Annotated in this window: 24 protein-coding genes; 12 read left to right on the top strand and 12 right to left on the bottom strand. The window is 63.3% G+C overall.

What is annotated here, in order from left to right:
• Positions 1-159 precede the first annotated feature (159 nt).
• The 6 genes from ATE71_RS01265 (at position 160) to ATE71_RS01240 (ending at position 7088) form a co-directional block, all read left to right on the top strand.
• Positions 160-2022: a 2-oxoacid:acceptor oxidoreductase subunit alpha gene (locus ATE71_RS01265; protein WP_058801540.1), complete on the top strand. Its 1863-nt coding sequence runs from the start codon at positions 160-162 to the stop codon at positions 2020-2022.
• Entirely contained in the window at positions 2019-2456 is a 438-nt protein-coding gene (locus ATE71_RS01260; protein WP_058801539.1) for a DUF2262 domain-containing protein, read from the top strand. The genes ATE71_RS01265 and ATE71_RS01260 overlap by 4 nt, the downstream gene beginning before the upstream one ends.
• Before the next feature lie 54 nt (positions 2457-2510).
• The gene (locus tag ATE71_RS01255) at positions 2511-3548 is read left to right on the top strand and encodes a 2-oxoacid:ferredoxin oxidoreductase subunit beta (protein ID WP_058801538.1); all 1038 of its coding nucleotides are present in this window, start codon (positions 2511-2513) and stop codon (positions 3546-3548) included.
• A 38-nt stretch (positions 3549-3586) separates the two neighbouring features.
• On the top strand, positions 3587-4540 hold the full coding sequence (locus ATE71_RS01250; protein WP_058801537.1) for a metal-dependent hydrolase: 954 nt from the start codon (positions 3587-3589) through the stop codon (positions 4538-4540).
• A 75-nt stretch (positions 4541-4615) separates the two neighbouring features.
• Positions 4616-5896: an SAM-dependent methyltransferase gene (locus tag ATE71_RS01245; RefSeq protein WP_058801536.1), complete on the top strand. Its 1281-nt coding sequence runs from the start codon at positions 4616-4618 to the stop codon at positions 5894-5896.
• A 19-nt stretch (positions 5897-5915) separates the two neighbouring features.
• Positions 5916-7088, top strand: a complete 1173-nt coding sequence (locus tag ATE71_RS01240; protein WP_058801535.1) for a serine hydrolase domain-containing protein — start codon at positions 5916-5918, stop codon at positions 7086-7088.
• Between the two features lie 51 nt (positions 7089-7139).
• Here the strand turns inward: ATE71_RS01240 and ATE71_RS01235 are convergent, their stop codons facing one another.
• The 3 genes from ATE71_RS01235 to purF all read right to left on the bottom strand — a co-directional run bounded on the left by ATE71_RS01235 (position 7140) and on the right by purF (position 9784).
• The gene (locus ATE71_RS01235; RefSeq protein WP_058801534.1) at positions 7140-7526 is read right to left on the bottom strand and encodes a hypothetical protein; all 387 of its coding nucleotides are present in this window, start codon (positions 7524-7526) and stop codon (positions 7140-7142) included.
• 61 nt (positions 7527-7587) lie between these two features.
• Complete coding sequence (locus ATE71_RS01230; protein WP_058801645.1) at positions 7588-8313, bottom strand: SDR family NAD(P)-dependent oxidoreductase; 726 nt, start codon at positions 8311-8313, stop codon at positions 7588-7590.
• Between the two features lie 13 nt (positions 8314-8326).
• Positions 8327-9784 (bottom strand): amidophosphoribosyltransferase, encoded by a 1458-nt coding sequence (gene purF, locus ATE71_RS01225; RefSeq protein WP_058801533.1) that lies wholly within the window; start codon positions 9782-9784, stop codon positions 8327-8329.
• Between the two features lie 142 nt (positions 9785-9926).
• On the opposite strand from purF, the gene hisI reads away from it, so the two are divergent.
• The 5 genes from hisI (at position 9927) to ATE71_RS01200 (ending at position 14729) form a co-directional block, all read left to right on the top strand.
• Positions 9927-10307, top strand: a complete 381-nt coding sequence (hisI, locus tag ATE71_RS01220) for a phosphoribosyl-AMP cyclohydrolase (RefSeq protein ID WP_058801532.1) — start codon at positions 9927-9929, stop codon at positions 10305-10307.
• Positions 10294-10827: a hypothetical protein gene (locus tag ATE71_RS01215; RefSeq protein ID WP_058801531.1), complete on the top strand. Its 534-nt coding sequence runs from the start codon at positions 10294-10296 to the stop codon at positions 10825-10827. Before hisI ends, ATE71_RS01215 begins: the two co-directional genes overlap by 14 nt.
• A gap of 66 nt (positions 10828-10893) precedes the next feature.
• Entirely contained in the window at positions 10894-11316 is a 423-nt protein-coding gene (locus ATE71_RS01210) for a MerR family transcriptional regulator (RefSeq protein ID WP_058801530.1), read from the top strand.
• A gap of 74 nt (positions 11317-11390) precedes the next feature.
• Complete coding sequence (locus tag ATE71_RS01205; RefSeq protein WP_058801529.1) at positions 11391-13190, top strand: acyl-CoA dehydrogenase C-terminal domain-containing protein; 1800 nt, start codon at positions 11391-11393, stop codon at positions 13188-13190.
• Positions 13191-13235: 45 nt separating this feature from the next.
• The gene (locus ATE71_RS01200) at positions 13236-14729 is read left to right on the top strand and encodes a phospholipase D-like domain-containing protein (protein WP_058801644.1); all 1494 of its coding nucleotides are present in this window, start codon (positions 13236-13238) and stop codon (positions 14727-14729) included.
• Here the strand turns inward: ATE71_RS01200 and ATE71_RS01195 are convergent.
• The 5 genes from ATE71_RS01195 to ATE71_RS01175 form a co-directional block, all read right to left on the bottom strand.
• A complete protein-coding gene (locus ATE71_RS01195; RefSeq protein WP_058801528.1) occupies positions 14726-15577 on the bottom strand; it encodes an HpcH/HpaI aldolase/citrate lyase family protein in 852 nt (283 codons plus the stop codon). The genes ATE71_RS01200 and ATE71_RS01195 overlap by 4 nt on opposite strands.
• An 88-nt stretch (positions 15578-15665) precedes the next feature.
• Positions 15666-16115 (bottom strand): MaoC family dehydratase, encoded by a 450-nt coding sequence (locus ATE71_RS01190; protein WP_058801527.1) that lies wholly within the window; start codon positions 16113-16115, stop codon positions 15666-15668.
• Positions 16115-17956, bottom strand: coding sequence for an acetyl/propionyl/methylcrotonyl-CoA carboxylase subunit alpha (locus ATE71_RS01185; RefSeq protein WP_058801526.1), 1842 nt, complete (start codon positions 17954-17956; stop codon positions 16115-16117). Before ATE71_RS01185 ends, ATE71_RS01190 begins: the two co-directional genes overlap by 1 nt.
• Positions 17953-18429, bottom strand: coding sequence for a DUF4262 domain-containing protein (locus tag ATE71_RS01180; RefSeq protein WP_058801525.1), 477 nt, complete (start codon positions 18427-18429; stop codon positions 17953-17955). The genes ATE71_RS01185 and ATE71_RS01180 overlap by 4 nt, the downstream gene beginning before the upstream one ends.
• Positions 18429-20027, bottom strand: coding sequence for a carboxyl transferase domain-containing protein (locus tag ATE71_RS01175; protein ID WP_058801524.1), 1599 nt, complete (start codon positions 20025-20027; stop codon positions 18429-18431). The genes ATE71_RS01180 and ATE71_RS01175 overlap by 1 nt, the downstream gene beginning before the upstream one ends.
• Positions 20028-20173: 146 nt before the next feature.
• Here ATE71_RS01175 and ATE71_RS01170 point away from each other — a divergent pair, with 146 nt between their 5' ends.
• Positions 20174-22255, top strand: coding sequence for a M13 family metallopeptidase (locus ATE71_RS01170; RefSeq protein WP_058801523.1), 2082 nt, complete (start codon positions 20174-20176; stop codon positions 22253-22255).
• Positions 22256-22275: 20 nt separating this feature from the next.
• On the opposite strand, the gene ATE71_RS01165 is transcribed toward ATE71_RS01170, so the two are convergent.
• From ATE71_RS01165 to ATE71_RS01150, 4 genes are read right to left on the bottom strand one after another with little or no spacing between them, the layout of a single operon-like run.
• Complete coding sequence (locus ATE71_RS01165; protein ID WP_058801522.1) at positions 22276-22554, bottom strand: hypothetical protein; 279 nt, start codon at positions 22552-22554, stop codon at positions 22276-22278.
• The gene (locus ATE71_RS01160; RefSeq protein ID WP_058801521.1) at positions 22551-22970 is read right to left on the bottom strand and encodes a VOC family protein; all 420 of its coding nucleotides are present in this window, start codon (positions 22968-22970) and stop codon (positions 22551-22553) included. Before ATE71_RS01160 ends, ATE71_RS01165 begins: the two co-directional genes overlap by 4 nt.
• On the bottom strand, positions 22967-23317 hold the full coding sequence (locus ATE71_RS01155; protein WP_058801520.1) for a hypothetical protein: 351 nt from the start codon (positions 23315-23317) through the stop codon (positions 22967-22969). Before ATE71_RS01155 ends, ATE71_RS01160 begins: the two co-directional genes overlap by 4 nt.
• Positions 23314-24483 carry an isovaleryl-CoA dehydrogenase gene (locus ATE71_RS01150; protein ID WP_058801643.1) on the bottom strand — a complete coding sequence of 390 codons (1170 nt, stop codon included), beginning with the start codon at positions 24481-24483 and terminating at the stop codon, positions 23314-23316. The genes ATE71_RS01155 and ATE71_RS01150 overlap by 4 nt, the downstream gene beginning before the upstream one ends.
• Positions 24484-24578 lie beyond the last annotated feature (95 nt).

The following is a 24578-nucleotide window of genomic DNA, read 5'->3' as shown; positions in this document are numbered from 1 at the left end:
ACCATGCTATTCGGTATCGACGGGGTAAATTCAATCCCGAAATGAAACTCACCTGCGCTTCTCGCTTTGCTGCGCACAAATTTTTCTCAATTGCGGCGAAGCGCCCACAGGCCTAGGCCAGTGTCACAGGTTCGCAAGATTCAAAGGCAGATACGAAAAATGGCGACAGCGGTAGCGGACGAAGCCGGCAAGCGGCAGTCCCCCCTTTCGGACGCAGTGGTGGTTCGATTTGCCGGCGATAGCGGCGACGGGATGCAGCTGACCGGCGGTCAGTTTACCTTGTCGTCGGCGCTGGCGGGCAACGACTTCGCGACCTTCCCTGATTTTCCTGCCGAGATCCGCGCCCCGCAAGGCACGCTTTTTGGTGTGTCGGCTTTCCAGATCAATTTCGGTTCGTCGGCGATCGACACCGCGGGCGATGCACCCGACGTGCTTGTCGCGATGAACCCCGCGGCGCTCAAGACCAATGTCCCGCAGCTGAAGCAGGGCGGCCTCATCATCGCCGACGAGGGTGAATTCAACGACCGCAATCTCGCCAAGGCGAAATATGACGCGAACCCGCTCGACGACGGCAGTCTTGCGAAGTGGCAATTGCTGAAGCTCAACATCAGCCAGCTCACCATGGACGCGGTCAAGCCTTTCGGGCTCGGCAACAAGGAAGCGCTCCGCTGCAAGAATATGTGGACGCTGGGGCTGTCGCTCTGGATGTTCGACCGCGATCGCCAGCCGCTGATCGACTGGCTGAACGCGAAGTTCGCCAAGGACCCGAACCTTGCCGCCGCCAACGTCGCCGCGCTCAACGCGGGCCACGCCTATGGCGAGACCGCTGAGCTCGCGGGCCCGCTGAAGCAGCATCATGTCGACCCTGCGCCGGTTGCCCCTGGCCTCTACCGGACGCTGACCGGCGCCGAAGGCATCGCGCTCGGCCTCGTCGCGGGCGCCCAGCTTGCCAAGCTGCCGATGTTCTTCGGCGGCTATCCGATCACGCCGGCGTCGGCGATCCTCCATCATCTGTCGCGGCTCAAGGAATATGACGTCACGACCTTCCAGGCCGAAGACGAGATCGCGGCGATCTGTTCGGCGATCGGCGCGAGCTATGGCGGGTCGCTCGGCGTCACCAGCTCGTCGGGTCCGGGCATCGCGCTGAAGGGCGAGGCGATGGGCCTCGCGATCATGACCGAGCTGCCGCTCGTCATCGTCAATTCGCAGCGTGGCGGCCCCTCGACCGGCCTTCCGACCAAGACCGAACAGTCGGACCTCTATCAGGCGGTCTATGGCCGCAACGGCGATGCGCCGATGCCGGTGATCGCCGCGCGCTCCCCCGGCGATGCGTTCGAGTGCGCGATCGAGGCGGTGCGCATCGCTGTGCAATATATGACCCCGGTGATGCTGCTCACCGACGGCTATATCGCCAACGCCGCCGAGCCCTGGGCGGTGCCCGATCTTACCGCCTATGAGGCGTTCCCGGTTGAATTCTTGACCGAAGTGCCCGAGGGCGGCTTCAAGCCCTATGGCCGCGACGAAAAGCTCGCGCGCCCGTGGGTCAAGCCCGGTACTCCCGGCCTGCTCCACCGCATCGGCGGGATCGAGAAGGAGGTCGACACCGGCCACATCAACTATGCGCCGGGCAATCACCAGACGATGACCGACATCCGCAAGGCCAAGGTCGACGGCGTCAAGGTCCCCGACCAGGTCGTCGAATTGGGCGCTGAGGGCGGCAAGCTCGCGGTCGTCGGCTGGGGCTCGACCTTTGGGCCGATCCATCAGGCGGTGCGTCGACAGCGGGCGCAGGGCGCTGACGTCAGCCATATCCACATCCGCCACATCTGGCCGCTGCCCGCAAATCTCGGCCAATTGCTTAAGAGCTATGACAAGGTGATCGTGCCCGAAATGAACACCGGGCAATTGAAGACCGTGCTGCGCGATCAGTATCTGGTCGACGCAAAGCCCGTAAACAAGGTGTCGGGCCAGCCCTTCACCATCGCCGAAATCGAAGCCGCGATCGAGGACGCGCTTCCGTGAGCGAAGGTGAGGGCTTCTCGCATGAAGTTCTTGGTAAATTTGCGCCCGTTGCTGATTTGGCGGGTTATGTCGAAGGACGAGGCAATTGGTGCGGCCGTAACGCGATTCTGATTTTGTCCAATGACGGGGGGACCTATGATCAAGCCTCGGTCAACGCATTGGCTCTTCTCGATAAGGATCGCCTTTGGGCAGCCGAGTTTAATGATCGCATCTACGAGAAGTTGTTCAAAACATGGGCTGAAAATTGGAACGAAGAAGATGGCGAAATCTCTAGGCAAGATTGGCTCGCCCGCATCGGTGTTTCGCGGATCGAAGCGACGGCGTCTGGATACTTTACCATCTACTATGACGATGGCGATCTCTTTTGGGGGCACTCAATTGAGGTATGGGGATCATTCGAGCGTGGCGTTTTAGATGTGAAAATCGTCGGATAATTATATCGTTGTTGGAGGTATCGCCGTTTTTGAGCTGGCGATGGAGAAATTGACATGAACGAGATGACCACCATCGCGCGCACCACGACGCTCAAGGATTGGGAAACCGATCAGGAAGTCCGCTGGTGCCCCGGCTGCGGCGACTATGCGATCCTCAAAGCCGTGCAGCGCACCATGCCCGAAATCGGCACCGCGCCTGAGAACACCGTGTTCATCAGCGGCATCGGCTGCTCGTCGCGCTTCCCTTATTATATGGAGACATACGGCTTCCACACGATCCACGGCCGCGCACCGGCGTTCGCGACGGGGCTGAAGCTCGCCAATCCCGGTCTCGACATCTGGATCGTCACGGGCGACGGCGACGGACTGTCGATCGGCGGCAACCACACGATGCACCTGATCCGCCGTAATCTCGACTGCCAGATCATGCTGTTCAACAACGAGATCTACGGCCTTACCAAGGGCCAATATTCGCCGACCAGCCGTGTCGGCACGACGAGCCCCTCGACCCCCTATGGCTCGGTCGACCGTCCGGCGCAGCCCGCAGCCTTCGCATTGGGGGCGGGGGCGCGTTTCGTCGCGCGCGGCTTCGACGTGTCGAAGGAACTACCCAATGTGCTGAAGGCTGCGCACGCCCACAAGGGCGCGGCCTTTATCGAGATTTTCCAGAACTGTATCGTCTATAATAAAGATGTGTTCGAGGATTTCGCTGCGCCCAAGGGAGCCGAGGACCGTCAGCTCTGGCTGAAGCAGGGTGAACCGATGCTCTATGCCAAGGGCACCAAAGGCATCGCGCTCGACGCCGAGGCGCTGCACCTCAAGACCGTCGATGTCGTCGATGGCGATTGGGAAGCCGCGGGCGTGATCGTGCATGATGTTACCAACCGCAGCGTCGCGCACATGCTCGTCGAGATGCGTTTTGGCGAATTTCCGATGGCATTGGGCGTCCTCTACGACGATCCGCGCCCGACCTTTGAGGCCGATGTCGTTCGCCAGAACAAGGCGGCAGCAGAAGGCAAGAAGGCCGACCTGCAGGGATTGCTCAAAAAGGGACAGACCTGGACGGTAACCGAGGGTGGGCCCGAACTCTGATCTTGCGGCGGCTCTCCGGGTCGGATTTATAGATTCGCATGGACAATCTGACGCATAGCCTTGTCGGTGCGCTGCTCGGGCAGATGGGGCTCAAGAAAAAGACCGGCCTTGCGATGCCGACGCTGATCATCGCGGCGAACCTGCCCGATATCGATGCCGGCTGCGCGATCTACGGGATCGAATCGCTGGCGATGCGGCGCGGGATCACGCACGGGCCGGTTGCGCTGCTTGTGCTGCCGCTTATCCTGTGGGGGCTGATGCTTGCCTTCGATCGCTGGCAAGAGCGGCGCGGCAAGCGCCCCGCCGACCGGTTACCCATCGACAAGGGCTGGTTGCTCGCGCTCGCCTATATCGGCTGCCTCAGCCATCCGGCGCTCGACTGGCTCAACAATTACGGGATCCGCCTGCTCGAGCCCTTCAGTCATCGCTGGTTCTATGGCGACAGCATTTTCATCATCGACCTGTGGATATGGATCGCGCTCGGCGCATCGGTCTGGCTTTCCCTTCGCGGTGAGCGCCGCGGAGCGGCCAATTGGCGGCGCCCGGCATGGATCGGCTTCACGGCGGTTTGCGCCTATATCTTTGCCAACGGCCTCATCACCGGCGCCGCCGAGCGCATGGCATCGAGCGCGCTCGAAGCTGGTGGCCGTAAGGACGCGCTGGTCGTCGCCAGTCCGCCCCCGCTGGCGTTCTGGAAACGCGACATCTTCTGGCGAACTTCCGATCGTTACGGCAATGCGAGTTTCGTGCCGGGCGTCGGCGGGAAGGTGGATCTGACGGGCAGTCCGACGGGCATGGACGACCCCCGCCTCGCAACCTGGGTAAAGGGCGACCCCGCCGCCCGCGCCTTCCTGTTCTGGTCGCGTATGCCCGTGGCGCAGAGCGATGACGGCGCGATCCTGCTGCGCGACCAGCGCTTCATGCACCCGCTGGCACAGGACCGTTTCCAGGTCCGGCTGACCGCGCCCGACACGGCAAGCTATCCGGATTGATCGCGGAGCGATGGACGTCATGACGCCATGCGGCAACCGATTGTCAGCCGCACGGCTTTAAGGCAGGAAGGGGCTATGAACACGCATGTCAGCCCGCGCCGCGGTAAGGAACTGCTCCGCGCCGATCGTGCCTATCGCACCGGCGGTGCGATGGCCCGGCTGATTGCGCTCGCCCCGTCGGGCCTGTTCCACCGCCTTCTCGACCGCATCGATGCGGGACTCGCGCACGGTACGATCGAGGGGCATTTACCCGACGGCAGCGTGCGTCTGCTCGGCGGGCGCGGCAAGGGGCCCGTGGCCGTTGTCCACCTCCATCGCTGGGCGGCGCTCGCACGGCTGGCGCTGTCCGGCTCGGTCGGTTGGTACCGGGCGTGGGAAGCGCAGGAATGGTCGTCGCCCGATCCGGTACCGCTGTTCGACCTGTTCATGCGCAATGGCGAATCGCTGGGCAATGTGGCGCGCGCCCGCGGCCCCTCGCGCTGGCTGAACAAGGCGATCCATGCCTTTCATCGCAACGATCGCCGCGGCGCCAAGCGGAACATTCATGCCCATTACGACCTGGGCAATGATTTCTACCGCCTGTGGCTCGACGCCGCGATGAATTATTCCAGCGCAATGTTCACCGATCCCGCCCAGTCGCTCGACCAGGCGCAGGCGGCCAAGGTCGACGCGATCCTCGACCGGCTCGACCTGCGTTCGGGAAGCCGGCTGCTCGAGATCGGATGCGGATGGGGCGCGCTCGCCGAACGCGCGGTCGAGCGCCATGACGTCCTCTATACCGGTATCACCCTGTCGGCGGCCCAGGCCGAGATTGCCGATGCACGGTTGGCCGCGGTCGACCTCACTGGGCGCTCGCATATCGAGATTTGCGATTATCGCGACGCGAAAGGCCCGTATGACGCGATCGCCAGCGTCGAGATGGTCGAAGCGGTCGGGCAAGAATATTGGCCGGCCTATCTCGATGCGATCGCCCGGCTTCTTCGGCCCGGTGGCAAGGCGGCCATCCAGTATATCCTGATCAACGATGCGCTGTTCGAACGCTATGCCGCGAGCAGCGACTTCATCCAGGCCTATATCTTCCCCGGCGGTTGCCTGATCTCCGAAAGCCGCTTTCGCGCGCTGGCGGAGGCGCGCGGCCTTGTTTGGCGCGACGTGCGCCGGTTTGGCGGTGATTATGCCGAAACGCTGCGCCAGTGGCGCGAGCGGTTCGACGCGGCCGTAGCAGCGAACGATCTGCCTCCCGGGTTCGACGAGCGTTTCGTGCGGCTCTGGCGCTATTATCTTCAATATTGCGAGGGTGGGTTCCGCGGCGGAGGCATCGACGTCGCGCAGGTCACACTTGAAAAAAGAGCCTGAGAACAGGGGAGGAAAAAGCATGCGACGATTTTTGGCGGCGGGGCTTTTATGCGCCGCAGCAGCGGGGTGCGGTGCGCCCGCGTCCACCCGTGCCAACGATATATTGCCAAAGGATCTGAATGTGCTGTTCTGGACCCAGGATCAACGCGACGCCGCCTTCCGGACGATGGAGACGGTTCCCAAGGTCGTCGTCAACACGGTCGAGGCCGGCGATGCCGTCTATCCCTTGCCGCAGGGCGAGCCGCTCGATGTCGGATCGGATGTCGATGCCTATATGGCGAAGCAGCGCAACGCGGGGCTCATCATCGTCCAGGACGGCAAGATCCGGCTCGAAAAATATGCGCTCGGCTATGGCGCTGCGGGCCGTTGGACCAGCTTTTCGGTTGCCAAGAGCTTTACCTCCACGCTCGTCGGCGCCGCAGTGAAGGATGGCTATATCAAGAGCCTCGACGACAAGGTGACGACCTATATCCCCGGCCTTCAGGGTTCGGCCTATGACGATGTCAGCGTCCGGCAATTGCTGACGATGACCTCGGGCGTCAAATGGAATGAGGATTATACCGATCCCAAGTCCGACGTTGCGCAGTTCAATATGCAGAAGCCGGTCGCCGGCGAGGATATAACAGTCAGCTATATGAAGACCTTGCCGCGCGAAGCGCCGGCGGGATCGAAGTGGGTGTACAAGACCGGCGAAACCAATTTGATCGGCGTGCTCGTGTCGAGCGCGACGGGCAAGACACTGTCGGCCTATCTGTCCGAAAAGATCTGGAAGCCGTTTGGCATGGAGCAGGACGCGGTGTGGATGCTCGGCGCAACGGGGCACGAGATCAGCGGATGCTGCATGTCGGCGAGCCTCAAGGATTATGCGCGGTTCGGGCAATTCATCCTGAATGGCGGGGTTGCGGGGGGCGAGAAGGTGCTGCCTGACGACTGGCTGGCATCCGCGACGACCAAGCAGGCCGGTATCGACATTCCGGGGCGCGGTTATGGCTATCAATGGTGGACGAACGACGATGGCAGTTTCGCCGCGCAGGGCATTTTCGGGCAGGGGATTTTCATCGATCCCAAGCGAAAGCTGGTGATCGCGTCGAACGGCAACTGGCCGACGGCCACCGATCCCGAAGGCGTCGGCGCGGCGCGCGAGGCCTTTTACAAGAGCGTGCAGGCGGCGGTCGATCGGGAAGCAAAATAAGCGTCGCTCCCGCGAAGGCGAGGGCCGTTGGCACCCTGGCGACGAGGCGAGTTAGTCGGTGACGACGCTCGCCGCGCGCTGGGCCAGCCAGACCGCGACGAGCGGCACAGCGACGCCCAGCGCCATGATCCACCAAGTATCGGCGAGCGTAACGGCACGATAAAGCGCGGCGCCCATGACCGAACCGGCCACGACCCAGCCTGCACCGGTGCCGGCGGAGACGCGCATGGCAAGCCAACCCCCGGCGAAGGTTCCAATGAACCAGCCGGCGATCAGCGCGATCGTCGAGCCGACCGGGATCAGGATTTCGCCGCTTTCAGGGTCGTAAACGTCGGGTGAAATTTCACTGCCGGCATATTGCGCCAACCAGATCAGCCCGAAAGCAACAAGGATGCCGACCACGGCGGCGATCGCCGATCGCAAAATATTCTTCGTCATTCCCGCGCCCTCGCAAACCCTTGTTATGATGGTCCCTTAGCGCAGGAAAGCAAAGATGGCGTTAAGCTTTTTCCATGACCTTGGGCAGCGCATGAAAAGCAGTGCTGTCGAAGCCATCGACCATCATCCGGGCGACATAATCGCCGACCGCGGCTGGTTCCTTGATGCTTTGCGGGTCTTCGCCCGGATAAGCGCGTGCGCGCATTTGCGTCCGCGTGCCGCCGGGGTCGAGAATGGCCGTCCGCACCGTCGAGATATTGCGCATTTCGGCGCCATAGCTGGTGACGAGGGTTTCGAACGCGGCCTTCGACGCGGCATAGGCGCCCCAATAGGCTCGCGGCTCGCGCGCAACGCTGCTCGACAGCGCGACAAGCCGCCCACTCGCGGCGCGGCGCAGCAACGGGTCGAAATTGGCGATCAGCGCCTGTTGTGCGATCAGGTTCAGCGTCAGGATCTTGTTGAATTCTTTGCCGTCGATCGCCGCAACCGGGGTCAGAGTGCCCAGCATCGCGGCGTTGAGCACAAGCATGTCGAGTTGCTGCCAGCGTTCGGCAATCGCGCTTGCGAGGCGGGCGATGCTGTCGCCGTCGGTCAGGTCGAGCGGTGCGATCGTCGCGCTGCCGCCGGCTTCGTGGATGCGGTCCTCGAGTTCTTCGAGCCCACCCGCCGTGCGCGCGGTGATCACGACATGCGCGCCGCGCGCGGCCAACGATTCGGCAATCGCCTCGCCGATCCCCCGGCTGGCGCCGGTAACGAGCGCGACCTGGCCCGCGAGTTCTTTAGACATCGTAGTCATTGTGTCAGACAACCCGTTCGGCAAGCAGCGAAAATTGATCTTCGAGGCCATGCTCGTCGAAATCGGTCAGCGTGGTTGGATAATCGCCGGTAAAACAGGCGTCGCAATATTGCGGCGCGTCATGCTTGCGATCCGCCTCGCCAAGCGCACGATAGAGGCCGTCGATCGTCAGGAAGGCGAGGCTGTCGGCGTTGATGAAATTCGCCATTTGGCCGACCGTCATCTGCGCGGCGAGCAGCTTTGCGCGTTCCGGCGTATCGACGCCGTAGAAACAGCTGTGCGAGGTCGGCGGGCTCGCGATGCGCATATGCACTTCGGCAGCGCCCGCGTCGCGCATCATCTGCACGATCTTGAGGCTGGTCGTGCCGCGCACGATCGAATCGTCGATCAGCACGATGCGTTTGCCCGCGATCAGCGCGCGATTGGCATTATGCTTCAATTTTACGCCGAGGTGACGGACCTTGTCGCCGGGCTGGATGAAGGTGCGCCCGACATAGTGCGAGCGGATGATGCCGAGTTCGAACGGAATGCCCGATTCCTGCGCATAACCGATCGCAGCGGGTGTGCCCGAATCGGGAACGGGGATGACGAGGTCGGCTTCGACGGGGTTTTCGCGCGCGAGTTCGGCGCCGATCGCCTTGCGCACCGAATAGACGCTCGTCCCATCGACGATCGAATCGGGGCGCGAGAAATAGACATATTCGAAGATGCACGGCCGCGCGGACTGCTGCGCGAACGGGCGGTGCGAGGTGAGTTGACCGTCGCGGACGATGACGAGTTCGCCGGGTTCGACCGACCGGACGAATTCGGCGCCGACAACGTCGAGCGCAACCGTTTCGGACGCGAGGATGTGCGCGTCACCCAGCTTGCCGATGACGAGCGGACGGATGCCGAGCGGATCGCGGCAACCGATCATGCCTTCAGCGGTCAGGCAGATCAGCGAATAAGCGCCCTCGACCTGTTTCAGCGCGTCGATGAACCGGTCGAGCAGCGAGCGATAGTTAGACGTGGCGACGAGATGGATGATCACCTCGGTATCGCTGGTCGACTGAAAGATCGAACCGCGGCGGACCAATAGCTTGCGCAGCGCGGCAGCATTCGAGATATTGCCATTGTGGGCAACCGCAAAGCCGCCGGTCGCCAGGTCGGCGAACAGCGGCTGCACGTTGCGCAGCGCGGTCTCGCCCGTCGTCGAATAACGGACGTGACCAACCGCCGACGCACCGGCCAGTTGGCGCATGATGTCGTCGCGGTCGAAATTGCCAGCGACATGGCCCATCGCGCGGTGGGTGTGGAATTCCTTGCCGTCGAAGGCGGTGATGCCTGCGGCCTCCTGTCCACGGTGTTGCAGGGCGTGCAGGCCCAACGCGACAACCGCGGCGGCGCTGTCAGCGCCATGAATACCAAAAACGCCGCACTCCTCGCGGAGCTTGTCGTCATCGAAAGGGTGGGTCGTCAGCATGTCGTTCCAGGGGGCAGGGGCCAGTGACTGCGGCGCATATAGGGAGGGCAATCGCAAATGTCGCCCCCTAATCACGGATTTGTCATATGGGCGGCGAGGCGTGGGGTGACAGCCCCACCAAAGCTGCTCTAAAGCGTCGTTCATGACCGACCAGCGTGACACGACCGATCGATTTCTTCCGCGTTTCGACGCCGCCGGACTGGTAACGGCGATCGTCGTCGAGGCCGACAGCCATAAATTGTTGATGGTCGCGCATATGAATGCTGAGGCGATCGAGCAGACCCGCGCGACGGGGCAGGCCCATTTCTGGTCGCGATCGCGCGCGGCGCTGTGGCGCAAGGGCGAGACGTCGGGGAACGGCCTCACCCTGATCGAAATGCGGGTTGATTGCGATCAGGACGCGCTCTTGCTGCGCGTGAAGCCAGCGGGCCCCGCGTGCCACACCGGGCGCCGATCCTGCTTTTATCGCCGCGTCGAAAGCGACGACAGCCTGACCTTTCTGGCCGACGATGCGCAGGGCTAGTGCCGCGCTGGCGTTGGCGTTGCTGGCCGGATGCGAACGGCCAGCACCCACTGAAGGAGCCAAGGGCATCGACGCCGACAATCCGCTCGAGATGGCGGCGCGCGAACGCGGCGTGGTGCGCCCCGAAGCCGCGACGCCGGTCGGCGTTTTCGAACGCAGGCACGATCTTGGCCGCGATGCCATGTGCGTGGTGCCCGACGGCGCGGGCCAATGGCGCTTCGCGGTCACGGCGGCTTTCGGCCCCGGGCTGTCCTGTACCGCGCAGGGCACGATCGTCCGCGAAGGCGGCGGATGGCGGATGCGCTTTGCCGGCGCCGAAGGCTGCGAGGTCGTGGTGCAGGAGCAGGAGGACGAACTGCGCCTGCCTGGAAAGCTGCCGGAGCGATGCAATCGCCTGTGCCCCTCGCGCGCGTCGCTTGCGGGTTTGCGGTTGCCGCGCGCGAGCTGGTCCGAAGCCGATGCGAGGGGCTTGCGAATGACCGATCGACGCGGCAATATGGGGCGTCCGTGCGGCGGCTGACCTGTCCCGGATCGGCCCCATCGGGCAGTCTTGACGTTCACGTCAACGGAAACTAGTTTCAGCCGCATGACCGAAGCTTACGGCCACGCCCATATCGATACGCCCGATCACCTGGGGCGCGAACAATTCAGCATCACCGACTTGTCGACCGAGTTCGGCGTGACTGCGCGCGCGCTGCGCTTCTACGAGGATGAGGGGCTGATCAGCCCGTCGCGCAAGGGTTTGTCTCGCATCTATTCGAAGCGCGACCGCGCGCGGCTGGCGTGGATTTTGCGTGCCAAGCGCACAGGCTTCAGCCTCGCCGACATTCGCGAGATGATCGATCTGTACGACGTCGGCGACGGCCGCAAATTGCAGCGTCAGGTGACGATCGAAAAATGCGAAGAGCGCATCGCGCTCCTGCGCCGTCAACGCGACGATATTGACAGCGCTGTAGATGAGCTGTCACGCTTCATCGATATGGTGAAGAAAGTCGACGCCGGCCAATAGGCCGCCCGGCTTCCGATCCTCTGCCTCTCCCCAGGCAAGTTAGACATCGAAACTGCTTTTCAGAAGGATTTCCCATGCCCGTCTATCGCGCCCCCGTGCAGGACACGCTGTTCCTCCTCAACGACGTCCTCGGGATCGAGCGTTATTCGAACCTGCCGGGTTTCTCCAACGCCACGCCCGACATGATCGAGGCGGTGTTAACCGAGGCGGGCAAGTTTTGCGAGGAAGTACTGTTCCCGATCAACCAGTCGGGCGACCTCGAGGGCTGCACCCGCCACGACGATGGCTCGGTGACCACGCCCAAGGGCTTCAAGGAAGCCTATAAGGCTTATAGCGAAGCGGGCTGGGGCCTGCTGACCGCGCCCGAGGAGTTTGGCGGGCAGGGTTTGCCGCACGTCCTCGGCTTCCCGGTCGAGGAATATCGCAACGCCGCCAACCAGGCCTTTGCAATGTATCCCGGCCTGACGCAGGGCGCGACCGCCGCGATCCTCGTTAAGGGATCGGACGAGCAGAAGGCGACCTACGTTCCCAAGATGATCGCGGGCGAGTGGAGCGGCACGATGAACCTGACGGAGCCGCATTGCGGCACCGACCTCGGCCTCATCCGCACCCGCGCGGTGCCGAACGGCGACGGCAGCTATGCCATCACCGGCACCAAGATCTTCATCTCGTCGGGCGAGCACGACCTGACCGACAATATCATCCACCTCGTCCTCGCGAAGACCCCCGACGCGCCCGACAGCGTTAAAGGCATCTCGCTGTTCATCGTGCCCAAATTCCTTGTGAACGACGACGGCTCGCTCGGTGAGCGCAACAGCCTGTCGTGCGGGTCGATCGAGCACAAGATGGGCATCCACGCTAATTCCACCTGCGTGATGAATTACGATGGCGCGAAAGGCTGGATGGTCGGCGAGGAGAATAAGGGCCTCGCCGCAATGTTCGTGATGATGAACGCCGCGCGCCTCGGCGTCGGCATTCAGGGGCTCGGACAGGCCGACGTCGCCTATCAGAACGCGGTGCAATATGCGCAGGACCGCCGACAGGGCCGCGCGCTCACCGGGCCGAAAGATCCGCAGGAAAAGGCCGATCCGCTGTTTGTTCACCCCGACGTCCGCCGTATGTTGATGGATGGCAAGGCGACGGTCGAGGGGCTGCGCGCGCTCTGCACCTGGGGCGCGCTCCAGGTCGATCTTGCGCATGTTGCCGAGAGCGATGAGGAGCGCCAGCGCGCCGACGATCTCGTCAGCCTGCTCACCCCGGTCATCAAGGGCTTTGGCACCGACAAGGGTTATGAGGTCGCGACCAACGCGCAGCAGGTGTTCGGCGGCCACGGCTACATCGAAGAGCAGGGCATGAGCCAATATGTCCGCGATGCGCGCATCACCATGATCTACGAAGGCGCGAACGGCGTGCAGGCGATGGACCTCGTCGGCCGCAAGCTCGCGCAGAATGGCGGCCGCGCGATCCAGGCCTTCTTTGCCATCGTCGACGAGGAATGCGCGCGCGCGAAGGGCGATGAAGCGCTCGCGGATTTCGCGGGGCGTCTCGAAAAAGCGAATGGTGAGCTCAAGGCCGCGACGATGTGGTTCATGCAAAATGGCATGGCGAACCCGAACAATGTCGGCGCGGGTGCGCATCATTATATGCACATATTGGGGATCGTCGCCTTGGGCTCGATGTGGTTGATGATGGCCGACGCAGCCGCGAAGGCACTGTCGGAGGGCCGCGGAAACAAGCCGTTCCTCGAAGCCAAGCTCGTCACCGCGCGCTATTTCGCCGAACGTTTCCTGCCCGACGCCGGATCGCTCCGCCGCAAGATCGAAGCGGGCAGCGACGCGATGATGGCCCTGACCCCCGAACAGTTCGCCGCCTGACTTTAGTCCTTGCAACTATCGCCGCCATCATGCGTGGTGGCGGCGATGGGGACAGAGCTTGCACCTATAGTCGTCGAAGGCCGCAACTGCTGGCGGATTGAACGTGCCAACAAGGCGCGGATGATCGTCGATGCGGCCGACTATTTCGAACTGCTCGAAATTCTGATGGCGAAGGCGGAAGAGCGTATCCTGCTCATCGGGTGGGACTTCGATCCGCGCATCGCGCTGAAACCCGACAAGGAGGGCAAGGGCGAACCGCTTGGCGACTATCTGCTGAAGCTCGCGCACGAAAAGCCCGATCGCGACATCGACATCTTGCGCTGGAATTTCGGGGGACTGAAACAATTTGCGATACCGCGCATCCTGTCGATGATCGCGCGCTGGAAACTCACGCGCTCGATCAGTTTCCGTCTCGACAGTGCGCATCCGGTCGGCTGCAGCCATCACCAGAAGGTTGCGGTGTTCGACGATCATCTCGCCGTGTGCGGCGGGATCGACGTCGGTGCGCGGCGCTGGGACACGCGAGGGCACAAGGATGGCGACACGCGACGCACCGCCCCCGACGGCAAAGCCTATATGCCCTGGCACGACAGCACGATGATATTGGCGGGACCGGTGGGCAGCGCGCTCGCGGATCTCGGCAACGAGCGCTGGCAGCGTGCGACCAAAAAGCCGCTGCGCGACCTGACGGGCAAGGGCGAAAATTGGCCCGACGACCTGAAGCCCGATTTCGAGCGCGTCGACGTCGCCATTTCGCGTACGCGCGCCGAATATGACGGCTATGACGAAATTCGCGAGATCGAACAGCTATACCTCGACATGATCGCGGCGGCGAAGCACTTCATCTATTTCGAAAATCAATATTTCACCTGCGGAAAGATCGCCGCGGCGATCGCCGAACGGTTGAACGAGGATGATCCGCCCGAATTCGTAATGGTGATGCCCGAAACCGCCGACGGCTGGCTCGAACAGATGGCGATGGACGCTGCGCGCGTACAACTCGTCCGCGAAATCGCGAAAGCGAAACATGGCGACCGGCTCAAGGTCTATTGTCCGCGGACGGCAAAGGGTGAGCCCATTTACGTCCACGCCAAGACCGCAGTGGTCGACGATCGGATGATCCGCGTCGGGTCGGCCAATATGAACAATCGCTCGATGGGGCTCGACAGCGAATGCGACGTGACGATCGACGCCGCCTTGCCCGCGAACGCTGGCGTCGAGCCAGTGATCCGCCGCTTGCGCGAATCGCTGATCGCCGAGCATCTGGATGTCGATCCGGCCGAGGTCGGCCGCCGGTTTGACGCGACAGGGTCGCTGATCGCCGCGATTGAGGCACTGCGCGGGGAAGGCCGGTCGCTCGAACTGCTCGACCTCACCAAGCCGGGTCCGTTCGACGAATTCATCGCCGAGAATGAATTGCTCGACCCGACGAGCCCCGACGAAATGTTCGAAAGCCTGACCGAGCGTGGCCTCAGGAAAAGCTGGCATCGCGGCCGGGACTGGATGCGGCGGCACCGACCCTTCCGGCGGAAGAGCTAGTCAGCGAGCGACAGGATGTGATGCGCCTGCTTGAGGTGCGGCGCATCGACCATCTTGCCATCAACCTGAAGCACGCCGACGCCGGGGTTCGCCGCAAAGGCATCGACGATCGCCTGCGCCCGCGCCACCTCGTCGATCGAGGGCGTGAAGGCGGCGTTGATTGGCCCGACCTGCGAGGGGTGGATCGCCATCATGCCATTAAAGCCGTCGCGGCGCGCGCGGGCGGCGTAGGCGGTGAGGCCCGCCTCGTCCTTGATCGCGGGAAAAACGGTATCGATCGCGGCGGTGTTCGCGCCATGCGCAGCGAACAGTGTCAGCGCGCGCGCCATTTCATATGGCGCCGTGTAGCTGCCATCGTCATGCCGGCTGGTTGTCGCGCCGATCGCCGCGGGCAGGTCTTCTGCGCCCCAAGTCAGGCCGAGCAGCCGATCCTTCAACTCGCGATAGCTGCCAAGCGTGAAGATGGCAGCGGGGGTTTCGGTGGCAATGGGCAGGATGGCGGGAAGCGACGCATCGCGCGCCGACTCACTCCGCAATATGGTGTCGAGTTGCTGGATGCTCGGTGCGCCCTCGGCCTTGGGCAGCATGATCGCATCGGGCCGCGCGCCCGCGATCGCGGAGACATCGGCGGCGGTCATATGCCCGTCGAGCGGATTGACGCGCACCAGTGTGATCACCTCGCGCTCACCGGCCAGATAGTCCGCGACCGCGGCGCGTGCCGTTTCCTTGTTCGCGAGCGAAACCGAATCCTCGAGGTCGAGGATGATCGCGTCGGCGCCCGACGCCGCGGCCTTGGCGAAACGTTCGGGCCGGTCGCCGGGGACGAAGAGGAGCGAGCGGAGTCTCATGCCATCACCTATGCCGTTCGTGTCGAGCGAAGTCGAGACACGCGAGGGGCCAACGGTTCTCGACTTCGCTCGAACCGAACGGATTCGATCAATCTTTTCGCTTGATGAGCGCGGAACGCTCGCACTGGCAGACGATCTCTTCCCGCTGGTTGATCGCGCGATGAAGGAAAGTCACGATCCCGGCATTGGGCCGCGATTTCGATTCCTTCAGGCCAACTACCTCGCTTTCGGCGCGAAGCGTGTCGCCGATGAACACCGGCTTCGGCATGACGAGCTTGTCATAGCCGAGGTTCGCGACGAGCGTGCCGAGCGTCGTATTGCCGACCGACAGCCCGACCATCAGGCTGAAGGTGAAGGTGCCGTTGACGAGGATCTGGCCGAACTCCGACGCCTTTGCCGCCTCGATGTCGAGGTGCAACGGCTGCGGGTTATGCGTCATCGTCGTGAAGAGCAGATTGTCGGTCTCGGTCACCGTGCGCCGGATATCGTGCGTCAGCGTCTCGCCGATCTGCCACTCGTCGAAATATTTGCCGGCCATTATGCCTCTTCCTTCTCGATCTTCACCAGCAGGGCCTCGACCTGCACCTGCGCCCCCGCGGTCGCGTTGAGTTCAGCGACGACGCCGTCGAAGGGTGCGGTCAGGCTGTGCTCCATTTTCATTGCTTCGAGCGTCAGCAGTTTCTGCCCCTTCGTCACCTTGTCGCCCGCAGCGACATCGACCGCGATGACCTTGCCCGGCATCGGTGAGAGGATCGCGCCGTCGCTCGCCGCGCCGCCCGCGCTGCCCTCGGCGCGCCAAGGCGTGAGCTGCCATACCGAGCCACTCTCGGCGACGAGCATTGCGGGCGCGGGCTCGTCGGCGCCCGGACCATGGAGTTCGACCTCGACACGCTTGCCGTCGAGCAGGAAGGGCGCGCTGCGCACGTCGGGGGCATTGAGGCGGAAGCCCGATTGCAGCGAGCGCGGCACCATCGCCATTGCGGCGTTGGTGAGCGCCTGCGCGGTCGGGACCGGCTCCTCGGTCATCGCGTCGCCGTCGCGGCCGATCAGGCCGGTGTCGACGGTGCCTGCGACGAAATCGGGATGATCGAGCGCGTTGATCAGGAACGCCGAGTTGGTCTTCACCGGCCAGATCGCGCTTTCCTCCAGCATCTCGGACAAGAGTTCGCGCGCTTCCTCGCGATCCTCGCCCCACGCGATGACCTTGGCGATCATCGGGTCGTAGAAGGGCGAAACCTCGGCGCCCTCATAGACGCCGGTATCGACGCGGCCCATATGCTCGGGCAGCTGGAAGAGCTCGAGCGTGCCGATCGACGGCAGAAAACCCTTCGCCGGGTCCTCGGCATAGAGCCGCGCTTCCATCGCCCAGCCGTTGATCGCCAGTTCCTCTTGGCGAAGCGGGATCGGTTCTCCGCTCGCGACGCGGAGCTGCCATTCGACGAGGTCGACGCCCGTGATTTCCTCGGTCACCGGATGCTCGACCTGCAGCCGCGTGTTCATTTCCATGAACCAGATGCGGTCGGCGCGGAGGCCCTCCGACGCGTCGGCGATGAACTCGATCGTCCCCGCGCCGACATAGTCGACCGCCTTCGCTGCGCGGACCGCGGCGGCGCACAGATCGGCGCGCGTCGCCTCGTCCATGCCGGGGGCAGGGGCTTCCTCGATCACCTTCTGGTGGCGGCGCTGGAGCGAGCAGTCACGCTCGAATAGATGGACGACATTGCCGTGGGTGTCGCCGAACACCTGCACCTCGATATGGCGCGGGGTCAGGATATATTTCTCGATCAGCACATGGTCGTTGCCGAACGAGGCGGCGGCCTCGCGCTGGCACGAGGCGAGCATGTCCGCGAAATCGGCCGCATCATCGACCTTGCGCATCCCCTTGCCGCCGCCGCCCGCGACGGCCTTGATCAGCACCGGATAGCCGATCTCGGCAGCCTGCTCGGCGAGAAAAGCTGCGTCCTGGTTCTCGCCCATATAGCCCGGCGTCACGGGCACGCCCGCCGCGGCCATCAGCTTCTTCGCTGCATCCTTCAGCCCCATCGCCGTGATCGACGAAGGCTTGGGCCCGACCCATACGAGCCCGGCATCGGCGACAGCCTGCGCGAACTCGGCATTCTCGGACAGGAAGCCATAGCCTGGATGGATCGCCTCAGCCCCGGTCGCCTTCGCGGCGGCGATGATCTTCTCGCCGACCAGGTAGCTCTCCCGCGCCGGCGAAGGCCCGATATGCACCGCCTCGTCCGCCTCGCGCACATGCAGCGCCATGGCATCGGCGTCCGAATAGACCGCGACGGTCCGAATGCCCATCTCGCGCGCGGTGCGGATGATGCGGCAGGCGATCTCGCCACGATTGGCGATGAGGAGGGAGTTGATCATGCTTTTTCCAATGGAGTTTGTTCGAGACGAACACCTTCGGCGCAGCGGTTATCGTCAGGAAAATACCCGTCCGCATCTGGCCAAAGGAGCTGGAGCCGTTTGATTGGCAGTTCGATATTCGATTGCCTGGCGAACCATTCCGCCGATCCAAAGTAGCTGTCGGGAATTGAGGAACCTTCGGCCAACAGCGTGTCATAGCCATTGAGAACCTCGGAAAGTCGAAACCCTGCCTCGGGCGCTCGCTCTTTTCTCCGGCATTCTTCGACCGCATCGTTGATCATATGGCAGCGGGTTTCGGTCGTGAGGCCGAAGCAAATAAATTCCGGCCAACCGAATGTCTTGGTGAGCCCGATCGAATAGGAGAACCATTCTTCGGGATCATTGCTATCGGTTCGCGGCGCGACGCTCAGAACCGCCCACCCGACGGTATCGACCGTGTCGCAAAGCCAGTTTTCGAAGTCGCTGTGCATCATCACATCCTGAATACGCCGAAGCCGCGGTCCTCGACCGGAGCGTTCAGCGTTGCCGAAAAGGCCAGTCCGAGGACGTCACGCGTCTGCGCGGGGTCGATGATGCCATCGTCCCACAGCCGCGCGGTGGCGTGATAGGGATTGCCCTCATCCTCATATTTCTGGCGGATCGGCGCCTTGAAAGCCTCGGTCTCTTCCGCCGTCCATTTCTCCGCATCGCGGTGCACCGTCGCCAGCACCGACGCCGCCTGCTCGCCACCCATCACCGAGATTCGCGCATTGGGCCAGGTGAACAGGAAGCGCGGCGAATAGGCGCGCCCGCACATGCCGTAATTGCCCGCGCCGAAGCTGCCGCCGATCAGCACGGTGATCTTGGGCACCGTCGCGGTCGCGACGGCCGTCACCAGCTTCGCGCCATGCTTGGCGATCCCTTCGGCCTCATATTTGCCGCCGACCATGAAGCCGCTGATATTCTGAAGGAAGAGAAGGGGAATGCGCCGCTGCTGCGCCAGCTCGATGAAATGCGCGCCCTTGACCGCACTTTCGCTGAACAACACGCCGTTGTTCGCCAGGATCGCGACCGGAATGCCCCAGATATGCGCGAAGCCGCAGACGAGCGTGCTGCCGTAGTTCGCCTTGAATTCGTGGAACTCGCTGCCGTCGACGATGCGCGCGATGACCTCGTGCACATCGTAAGGCGCGCGAACGTCCTGCGGGATGATGCCGTAAAGCTCCTCGGCGGCATATTTGGGCGGGCGCGGATCCTTCATCGCCACCTCGAAGCCCTGTTCGACGCCGAAGGTCGACACGATATCGCGCACGATCGTCAGCGCATGTTCGTCATTCTCGGCGAGATGGTCGACAACACCCGATTTCTTCGCGTGCAGATCGCCGCCGCCCAGATCTTCGGCGCTGATCTCCTCGCCCGTTGCGGCCTTTACCAAGGGCGGGCCGGCGAGGAAGATCGTGCCCTGATTGCGCACGATCACCGTCTCGTCGGACATCGCGGGCACATAGGCGCCGCCCGCGGTGCAGCTGCCCATCACGCAGGCGATCTGCGGAATGCGCTTCGCCGACATATTCGCCTGGTTGAAGAAGATGCGCCCGAAATGGTCACGGTCGGGAAAGACCTGGTCCTGATGCGGCAGGTTGGCGCCGCCGCTGTCGACGAGGTAGATGCACGGCAGGCGGTTTGCCTCGGCAATCTCTTGCGCGCGCAGATGCTTCTTCACCGTCATCGGATAATAGGTGCCGCCCTTTACCGTCGCGTCGTTGCACACGATCATGCACTGGCGCCCCGATACTTGCCCGATCCCGCAGATCAGCCCCGCGCCCGGCACTTCACCCTCGTAGAGGTCGTTCGCCGCAAGCTGGCCGATCTCAAGGAAGGGCGCGCCCGGATCGAGCAGTCGTTCGACGCGCTCGCGCGGCAGCAATTTGCCGCGGCCCTTATGCCGCTCGCGCGACTTTTCGTTTCCGCCGAGCGCCGCTTCGGCGACCGCCGCCCGCAACGCGTCGGTCAGCGCGCGATTATGCGCGCTGCGGGTGCGAAATTCCTCGCTGTCCGCGTTGATGTTCGTGCCAAGAACCGGTGCGCTCACTGTATCGTCTCTCCCTGAAGCCCGTTCGGAACTAACCCGCCGCTCGTCGATTGAAAAGCACGGCAGGCCGAAAATGGTTGGAATTGAAACCGGATTTTCCCACGCGTCGGCTGCCCGCCAATCCGTGACAAAATAAGGTCATTCCTATGAAAAAAGCTGTCTTTGCCGTCCTTCTGTCCACCGCGGCGATTGTCGCGGGTCCCGTCGCCTGTAGCAGCGGCAAGGACAGCTCCGCCGCTTACACCGTCGGCACCGACATCGGGATCAGCAAGGCGGCCATGGATACGACCGCAAAGCCGGGTGACGACTTCTACGCCTATGCCAACGGAAATTGGGACAAGGCGAACGAAATCCCCGCTGACCGCTCGTCGATCGGCGCCTTTTACGTCGCGCAGCTCGAAACCGAAAAGCGCAACCGTGAGCTGGTCGACGCGATCGTCAAGGGCGACGCGGCGCCCGACACTAACGAGGGGCGCATCGCCGCTTTCTACAAGGCCTATACCGACGTGAAGGCGATCGACGCCGCAGGTATGAAGCCCGTCGCCGCCGATCTCGCGCGTTTCGCGGCAATCACCGACAAGGCGGGCCTGTCGAAGGTGCTCGGCGAGCAGCTTCGCGCCGACGTCGATCCGCTCAATGCCACCGACTTCCAGACCGAAAATCTGTTCGGCGTCTTCGTGACGCAGGGGCTCGCGACCCCCGGCGAGGTTATCCCCTATTTGCTGCAGGGCGGCCTCGGCATGCCCGAGCGCGAATATTATCTGTCGTCCGATCCCAAGATGGCGAGCATCCGCACCGCCTATCAGGCCTATATCGCCAAGCTGCTGACCGCCGCCGGGCAGAGCGACGCCGCCGCGAAGGCGAAGCGCATCTACGACCTCGAGGTCAAGATCGCCAAGGCACACGCGACGCGCGAACAAAGCGAGGATTTCACCAAGTCCGCCGACGTCTGGACCAAAGCCGATTTCGCGAAGAAGGCGCCCGGTATCGACTGGCCCGCCTTTTTCACCGCAGCGAAGCTCGACGGCGCGGACAAGTTCGGCGCCTATCATGCGAATGCGATCACCGGCCTGTCGGCGCTCGTTGCGTCCGAGCCGATCGATGCTTGGAGGGACTGGCTCGCCTTCCACCAGATCAACAGCCACGCCGACGTGCTGCCGAGCGCGATCGATAGCGCGCATTTTGCCTTTTACGGAACAACGATGGCGGGCACGCCGCAGCAGCGCGGCCGCGAAAGGCGCGCGCTCGACGCGCTCGACACCTATCTCGGCGATGCCGTCGGCAAGGCCTATGCCGACAAATATTTCCCGGCCTCGGCCAAGGCCGAAGTCGGCGACATGGTGAAGAACATTAAGGCCGCCTTTGCAAAGCGTGTCGAAACGATCGACTGGATGGCGCCCGAAACCAAGAAGGAAGCGATCAAGAAGGTCGAGACGATTGTTGTTGGGGTGGGCTATCCCGACACATGGCGCGACTATGGCAGCTACACCGTCGGCACCGATGCCTACGCCAACGAGGTCGCGGGGCAGAAAGCCGAATATGCGCACCAGCTCGCCAAGATCGGAAAGCCGATGGACAAGGGCGAATGGTGGATGGTGCCGCAGACGGTCAACGCCGTGAACCTGCCGGTGCAGAATGCGCTCAATTTCCCCGCCGCGATCCTTCAGCCGCCCTTCTTCAACGCCAAGGCCGATCCCGCGTTCAACTATGGCGCGATCGGCGCGGTCATCGGCCATGAGATCAGCCACAGCTTCGACAATAATGGCGCCGCCTTCGATTCCACGGGCGCGCTGCGTAACTGGTGGACCCCGGCGGATCTGGCGAAGTTCAACGCGGCGGGCGATGCTCTCGCGGCGCAGTTCGACACCTACAAGCCGTTCCCCGACTTGGCGGTCAACGGCAAGCTGACGCTGGGCGAAAATATCGCCGACGTTGCAGGTTTGCAGGCCGCTTACGACGCGTACCGCGCCTCGCTTGGCGGCAAGGAAGCGCCGGTAATCGACGGCTTCACCGGCGACCAGCGTTTCTTTATCGCATTTACGCAGACCTGGGCAACCAAGATGCGCGCCGAGGCGCTCCGCGCGCGCATCGCCACCGACGGCCACGCGCCGGGAATGTACCGCGCGCTGACGGTCCGCAACCTCGACGCCTGGTACAAGGCGTTCGATGTCAAGGAAGGCGACAAGCTCTACCTCGCGCCCGACCAGCGCGTCCGCATCTGGGGCTGATGGCGAAGGGAGGCGGGGCGTCATGCTTCGCCCTCCGTCTTTGCGGCAGGCTTCTTGCGGATCAGGTGGCTATAGACGCCCACGAGGTTAATGCAGAGGAGGGCGATATTCTGCCATCCGATGCCTTCGCTGTCGGGCTGGAGGAAACCCCATGCGATCAAAGCGAGGCTGCTCGTCACAAAGATGACGAATGCCCACCCGGTCCATCGTTCGCCGAGATTGAGCGATACGAGCAATGCCGCAAGCGTCGCCGCGGCGGCGCCATAATATTGCAAGGCGTCGAGCAGGGTCTGGCTCATGCGCCGGTGGTTCCGAATACGAACTCGAGCTTCAGCCCGTCGGGATCGGCGAAGAATACCGCATAATAGGTCGGACCGTAGCGCGGGTAATCGGCAGGCGCGTCGAGGATCGTTGCGCCGATGCGGCGCAGCAAAGCGTGCAGCGCATCGACGTCTGCGCGGCTTTCGGCGGTCCAGGCGAGATGATGAAGGCCGGGCGAATAGCGGTCGTGCGTCCGCGCTGCGCCCGGCCCACGCGCTTCGATAATACCGATCGAATGAAAGGGCTCGCCCGCGCGATCCCAGTCGCTGCCATGGTCGTGATCGGCCGAGCGCCGATAGCCGAGAAAGCCGAGCACCGCGTCATAGAAGATGCGCGACCGGTCTTTTTCGGTCACCGTCAGGTCGATGTGATGGACAAGCCCGCGCATGCTCATGTCAACGCACCGATCAGCGCGAAGATGCCCGCGCCGCTCAGCGCCGGCCAGGCGATATGGCGACCCTTCGTATAGGCGGCGTTGACCAGCCCGGTTGCAAGCCACCCCCCGCCAATGACGGCAAGCAAAGCGTCCGGCGTAGCTGGCCAAGCGACCGCCGCCGCAGAAATCAGCATCAGCACCGCCGTTGCGTGCCAGGCAAAGCGGATGATCCGCCGCGTCAACGGATCCGCGAGCACTCCCGTCTCGCTTCGCAACAGCGGAACGATCAGCCGCCGATAGCCGATTACCGAATGAACCCCGGCCGTCGTCACCATGAAGGCGGCCGACAGCCAGAGCCAGCTCACGCGCCGGCGCCGATCAGTTCGCGGCCGATGAGCATGCGGCGGATCTCGTTCGTCCCCGCGCCGATGTCGAGGAGCTTGGCGTCGCGCCAGTAACGCTCGACCGGCCAGTCCTTCGTATAGCCCGCGCCGCCGAGTGCCTGGATCGCCTCGCCCGCGACCTTTACGGCATTCTCGCTTGCAAGCAGGATCGCGCCCGCGGCGTCGAACCGCGTCGTCTGTCCGGCATCGCACGCCTTGGCGACGTTGTAGACATAGGAGCGCGCCGACTGGAGCATGACATACATGTCGGCGACCTTCGCCTGCATCAGCTGGAACGATCCGATCGGCTTGCCGAACTGCTTTCGCTCGCGGACATAGGGAATGACGGTGTCCAGACACGCCTGCATGATCCCGAGCTGGAGCCCGGCGAGCACGACGCGCTCATAATCGAGCCCCGACATCAGCACGCCGACGCCGCCATTCTCCGGCCCCATGACCTGCTCTTCGGAGACTTCGCAGTCGGTGAACACCAGCTCGGCGGTCGGCGAGCCGCGCATGCCGACTTTATCGATCTTCTGCCCGATGGAGAACCCCGGCATGTCCTTTTCGATCAGGAAGGCGGTGATCCCGCGCGATCCCGCCTCGGGGCTCGTTTTCGCATAGACGACGAGCGTGTCGGCATGCGTCGCGTTGGTGATCCAGAATTTGGTGCCGTTGAGGACATAGCCGCCCTGAACCCGGTCGGCCTTCAGCTTCATCGACACGACATCGCTGCCGGCACCGGCTTCGGACATTGCGAGGCTGCCGACATGTTCGCCGCTGATCAGCTTCGGAAGATATTTCGCCTTTTGCTCGGGATTGCCCCATCGGCGAATCTGGTTGACGCACAGATTCGAGTGCGCGCCATAGGAGAGGCCGATCGCGGCGCTCGCACGGCTCACTTCCTCGACCGCGATCACATGTTCGAGATATCCGAGGCCGAGCCCGCCGAACTCTTCCTCGACGGTGATGCCGTGAAGGCCAAGTTCGCCCATCTGCATCCACAGCTCGTCGCGCGGGAACCAGTCTTCGGCGTCGGCCTTGGCGGCGAGAGGTGCGATCTGTTCGTCGGCGAAGCGGGCGGTAGTGTCGCGAATCATGTCGGCGGTTTCGCCGAGCGCGAAATCGAAATCGGGGGTGGCGCGCATGAGGGTCCTATCGATCGAAGGGCGAGGCTGCGCGTGATAGTGCATCAAAACGTCTTCATAGGGAAATTGAAACGACCGCACGTTTATCATAAAGA

The sequence above is a fragment of the Sphingopyxis sp. H115 genome, from assembly GCF_001468465.1.
Lineage (GTDB): Bacteria > Pseudomonadota > Alphaproteobacteria > Sphingomonadales > Sphingomonadaceae > Sphingopyxis.
The sequence above is the reverse complement of the archived record's forward strand: the minus strand, read 5'-3'. Positions and strand labels throughout refer to the sequence as shown.

What these genes read in the sequence shown, in the direction of transcription:
- ATE71_RS01165 (WP_058801522.1), bottom strand. Translation starts at nt 22,554, where the DNA reads ATGAGCCAGACCCTGCTCGACGCCTTGCAATATTATGGCGCCGCCGCG.
- ATE71_RS01190 (WP_058801527.1), bottom strand. Translation starts at nt 16,115, where the DNA reads ATGGCCGGCAAATATTTCGACGAGTGGCAGATCGGCGAGACGCTGACG.
- ATE71_RS01210 (WP_058801530.1), top strand. Translation starts at nt 10,894, where the DNA reads ATGACCGAAGCTTACGGCCACGCCCATATCGATACGCCCGATCACCTG.
- ATE71_RS01250 (WP_058801537.1), top strand. Translation starts at nt 3,587, where the DNA reads ATGGACAATCTGACGCATAGCCTTGTCGGTGCGCTGCTCGGGCAGATG.
- ATE71_RS01195 (WP_058801528.1), bottom strand. Translation starts at nt 15,577, where the DNA reads ATGAGACTCCGCTCGCTCCTCTTCGTCCCCGGCGACCGGCCCGAACGT.
- ATE71_RS01170 (WP_058801523.1), top strand. Translation starts at nt 20,174, where the DNA reads ATGAAAAAAGCTGTCTTTGCCGTCCTTCTGTCCACCGCGGCGATTGTC.
- ATE71_RS01265 (WP_058801540.1), top strand. Translation starts at nt 160, where the DNA reads ATGGCGACAGCGGTAGCGGACGAAGCCGGCAAGCGGCAGTCCCCCCTT.
- ATE71_RS01255 (WP_058801538.1), top strand. Translation starts at nt 2,511, where the DNA reads ATGAACGAGATGACCACCATCGCGCGCACCACGACGCTCAAGGATTGG.
- ATE71_RS01180 (WP_058801525.1), bottom strand. Translation starts at nt 18,429, where the DNA reads ATGATGCACAGCGACTTCGAAAACTGGCTTTGCGACACGGTCGATACC.
- ATE71_RS01240 (WP_058801535.1), top strand. Translation starts at nt 5,916, where the DNA reads ATGCGACGATTTTTGGCGGCGGGGCTTTTATGCGCCGCAGCAGCGGGG.
- hisI (WP_058801532.1), top strand. Translation starts at nt 9,927, where the DNA reads ATGACCGACCAGCGTGACACGACCGATCGATTTCTTCCGCGTTTCGAC.
- purF (WP_058801533.1), bottom strand. Translation starts at nt 9,784, where the DNA reads ATGCTGACGACCCACCCTTTCGATGACGACAAGCTCCGCGAGGAGTGC.
- ATE71_RS01205 (WP_058801529.1), top strand. Translation starts at nt 11,391, where the DNA reads ATGCCCGTCTATCGCGCCCCCGTGCAGGACACGCTGTTCCTCCTCAAC.
- ATE71_RS01185 (WP_058801526.1), bottom strand. Translation starts at nt 17,956, where the DNA reads ATGATCAACTCCCTCCTCATCGCCAATCGTGGCGAGATCGCCTGCCGC.
- ATE71_RS01200 (WP_058801644.1), top strand. Translation starts at nt 13,236, where the DNA reads ATGGGGACAGAGCTTGCACCTATAGTCGTCGAAGGCCGCAACTGCTGG.
- ATE71_RS01245 (WP_058801536.1), top strand. Translation starts at nt 4,616, where the DNA reads ATGAACACGCATGTCAGCCCGCGCCGCGGTAAGGAACTGCTCCGCGCC.
- ATE71_RS01215 (WP_058801531.1), top strand. Translation starts at nt 10,294, where the DNA reads ATGCGCAGGGCTAGTGCCGCGCTGGCGTTGGCGTTGCTGGCCGGATGC.
- ATE71_RS01235 (WP_058801534.1), bottom strand. Translation starts at nt 7,526, where the DNA reads ATGACGAAGAATATTTTGCGATCGGCGATCGCCGCCGTGGTCGGCATC.
- ATE71_RS01150 (WP_058801643.1), bottom strand. Translation starts at nt 24,483, where the DNA reads ATGCGCGCCACCCCCGATTTCGATTTCGCGCTCGGCGAAACCGCCGAC.
- ATE71_RS01230 (WP_058801645.1), bottom strand. Translation starts at nt 8,313, where the DNA reads ATGTCTAAAGAACTCGCGGGCCAGGTCGCGCTCGTTACCGGCGCCAGC.
- ATE71_RS01160 (WP_058801521.1), bottom strand. Translation starts at nt 22,970, where the DNA reads ATGAGCATGCGCGGGCTTGTCCATCACATCGACCTGACGGTGACCGAA.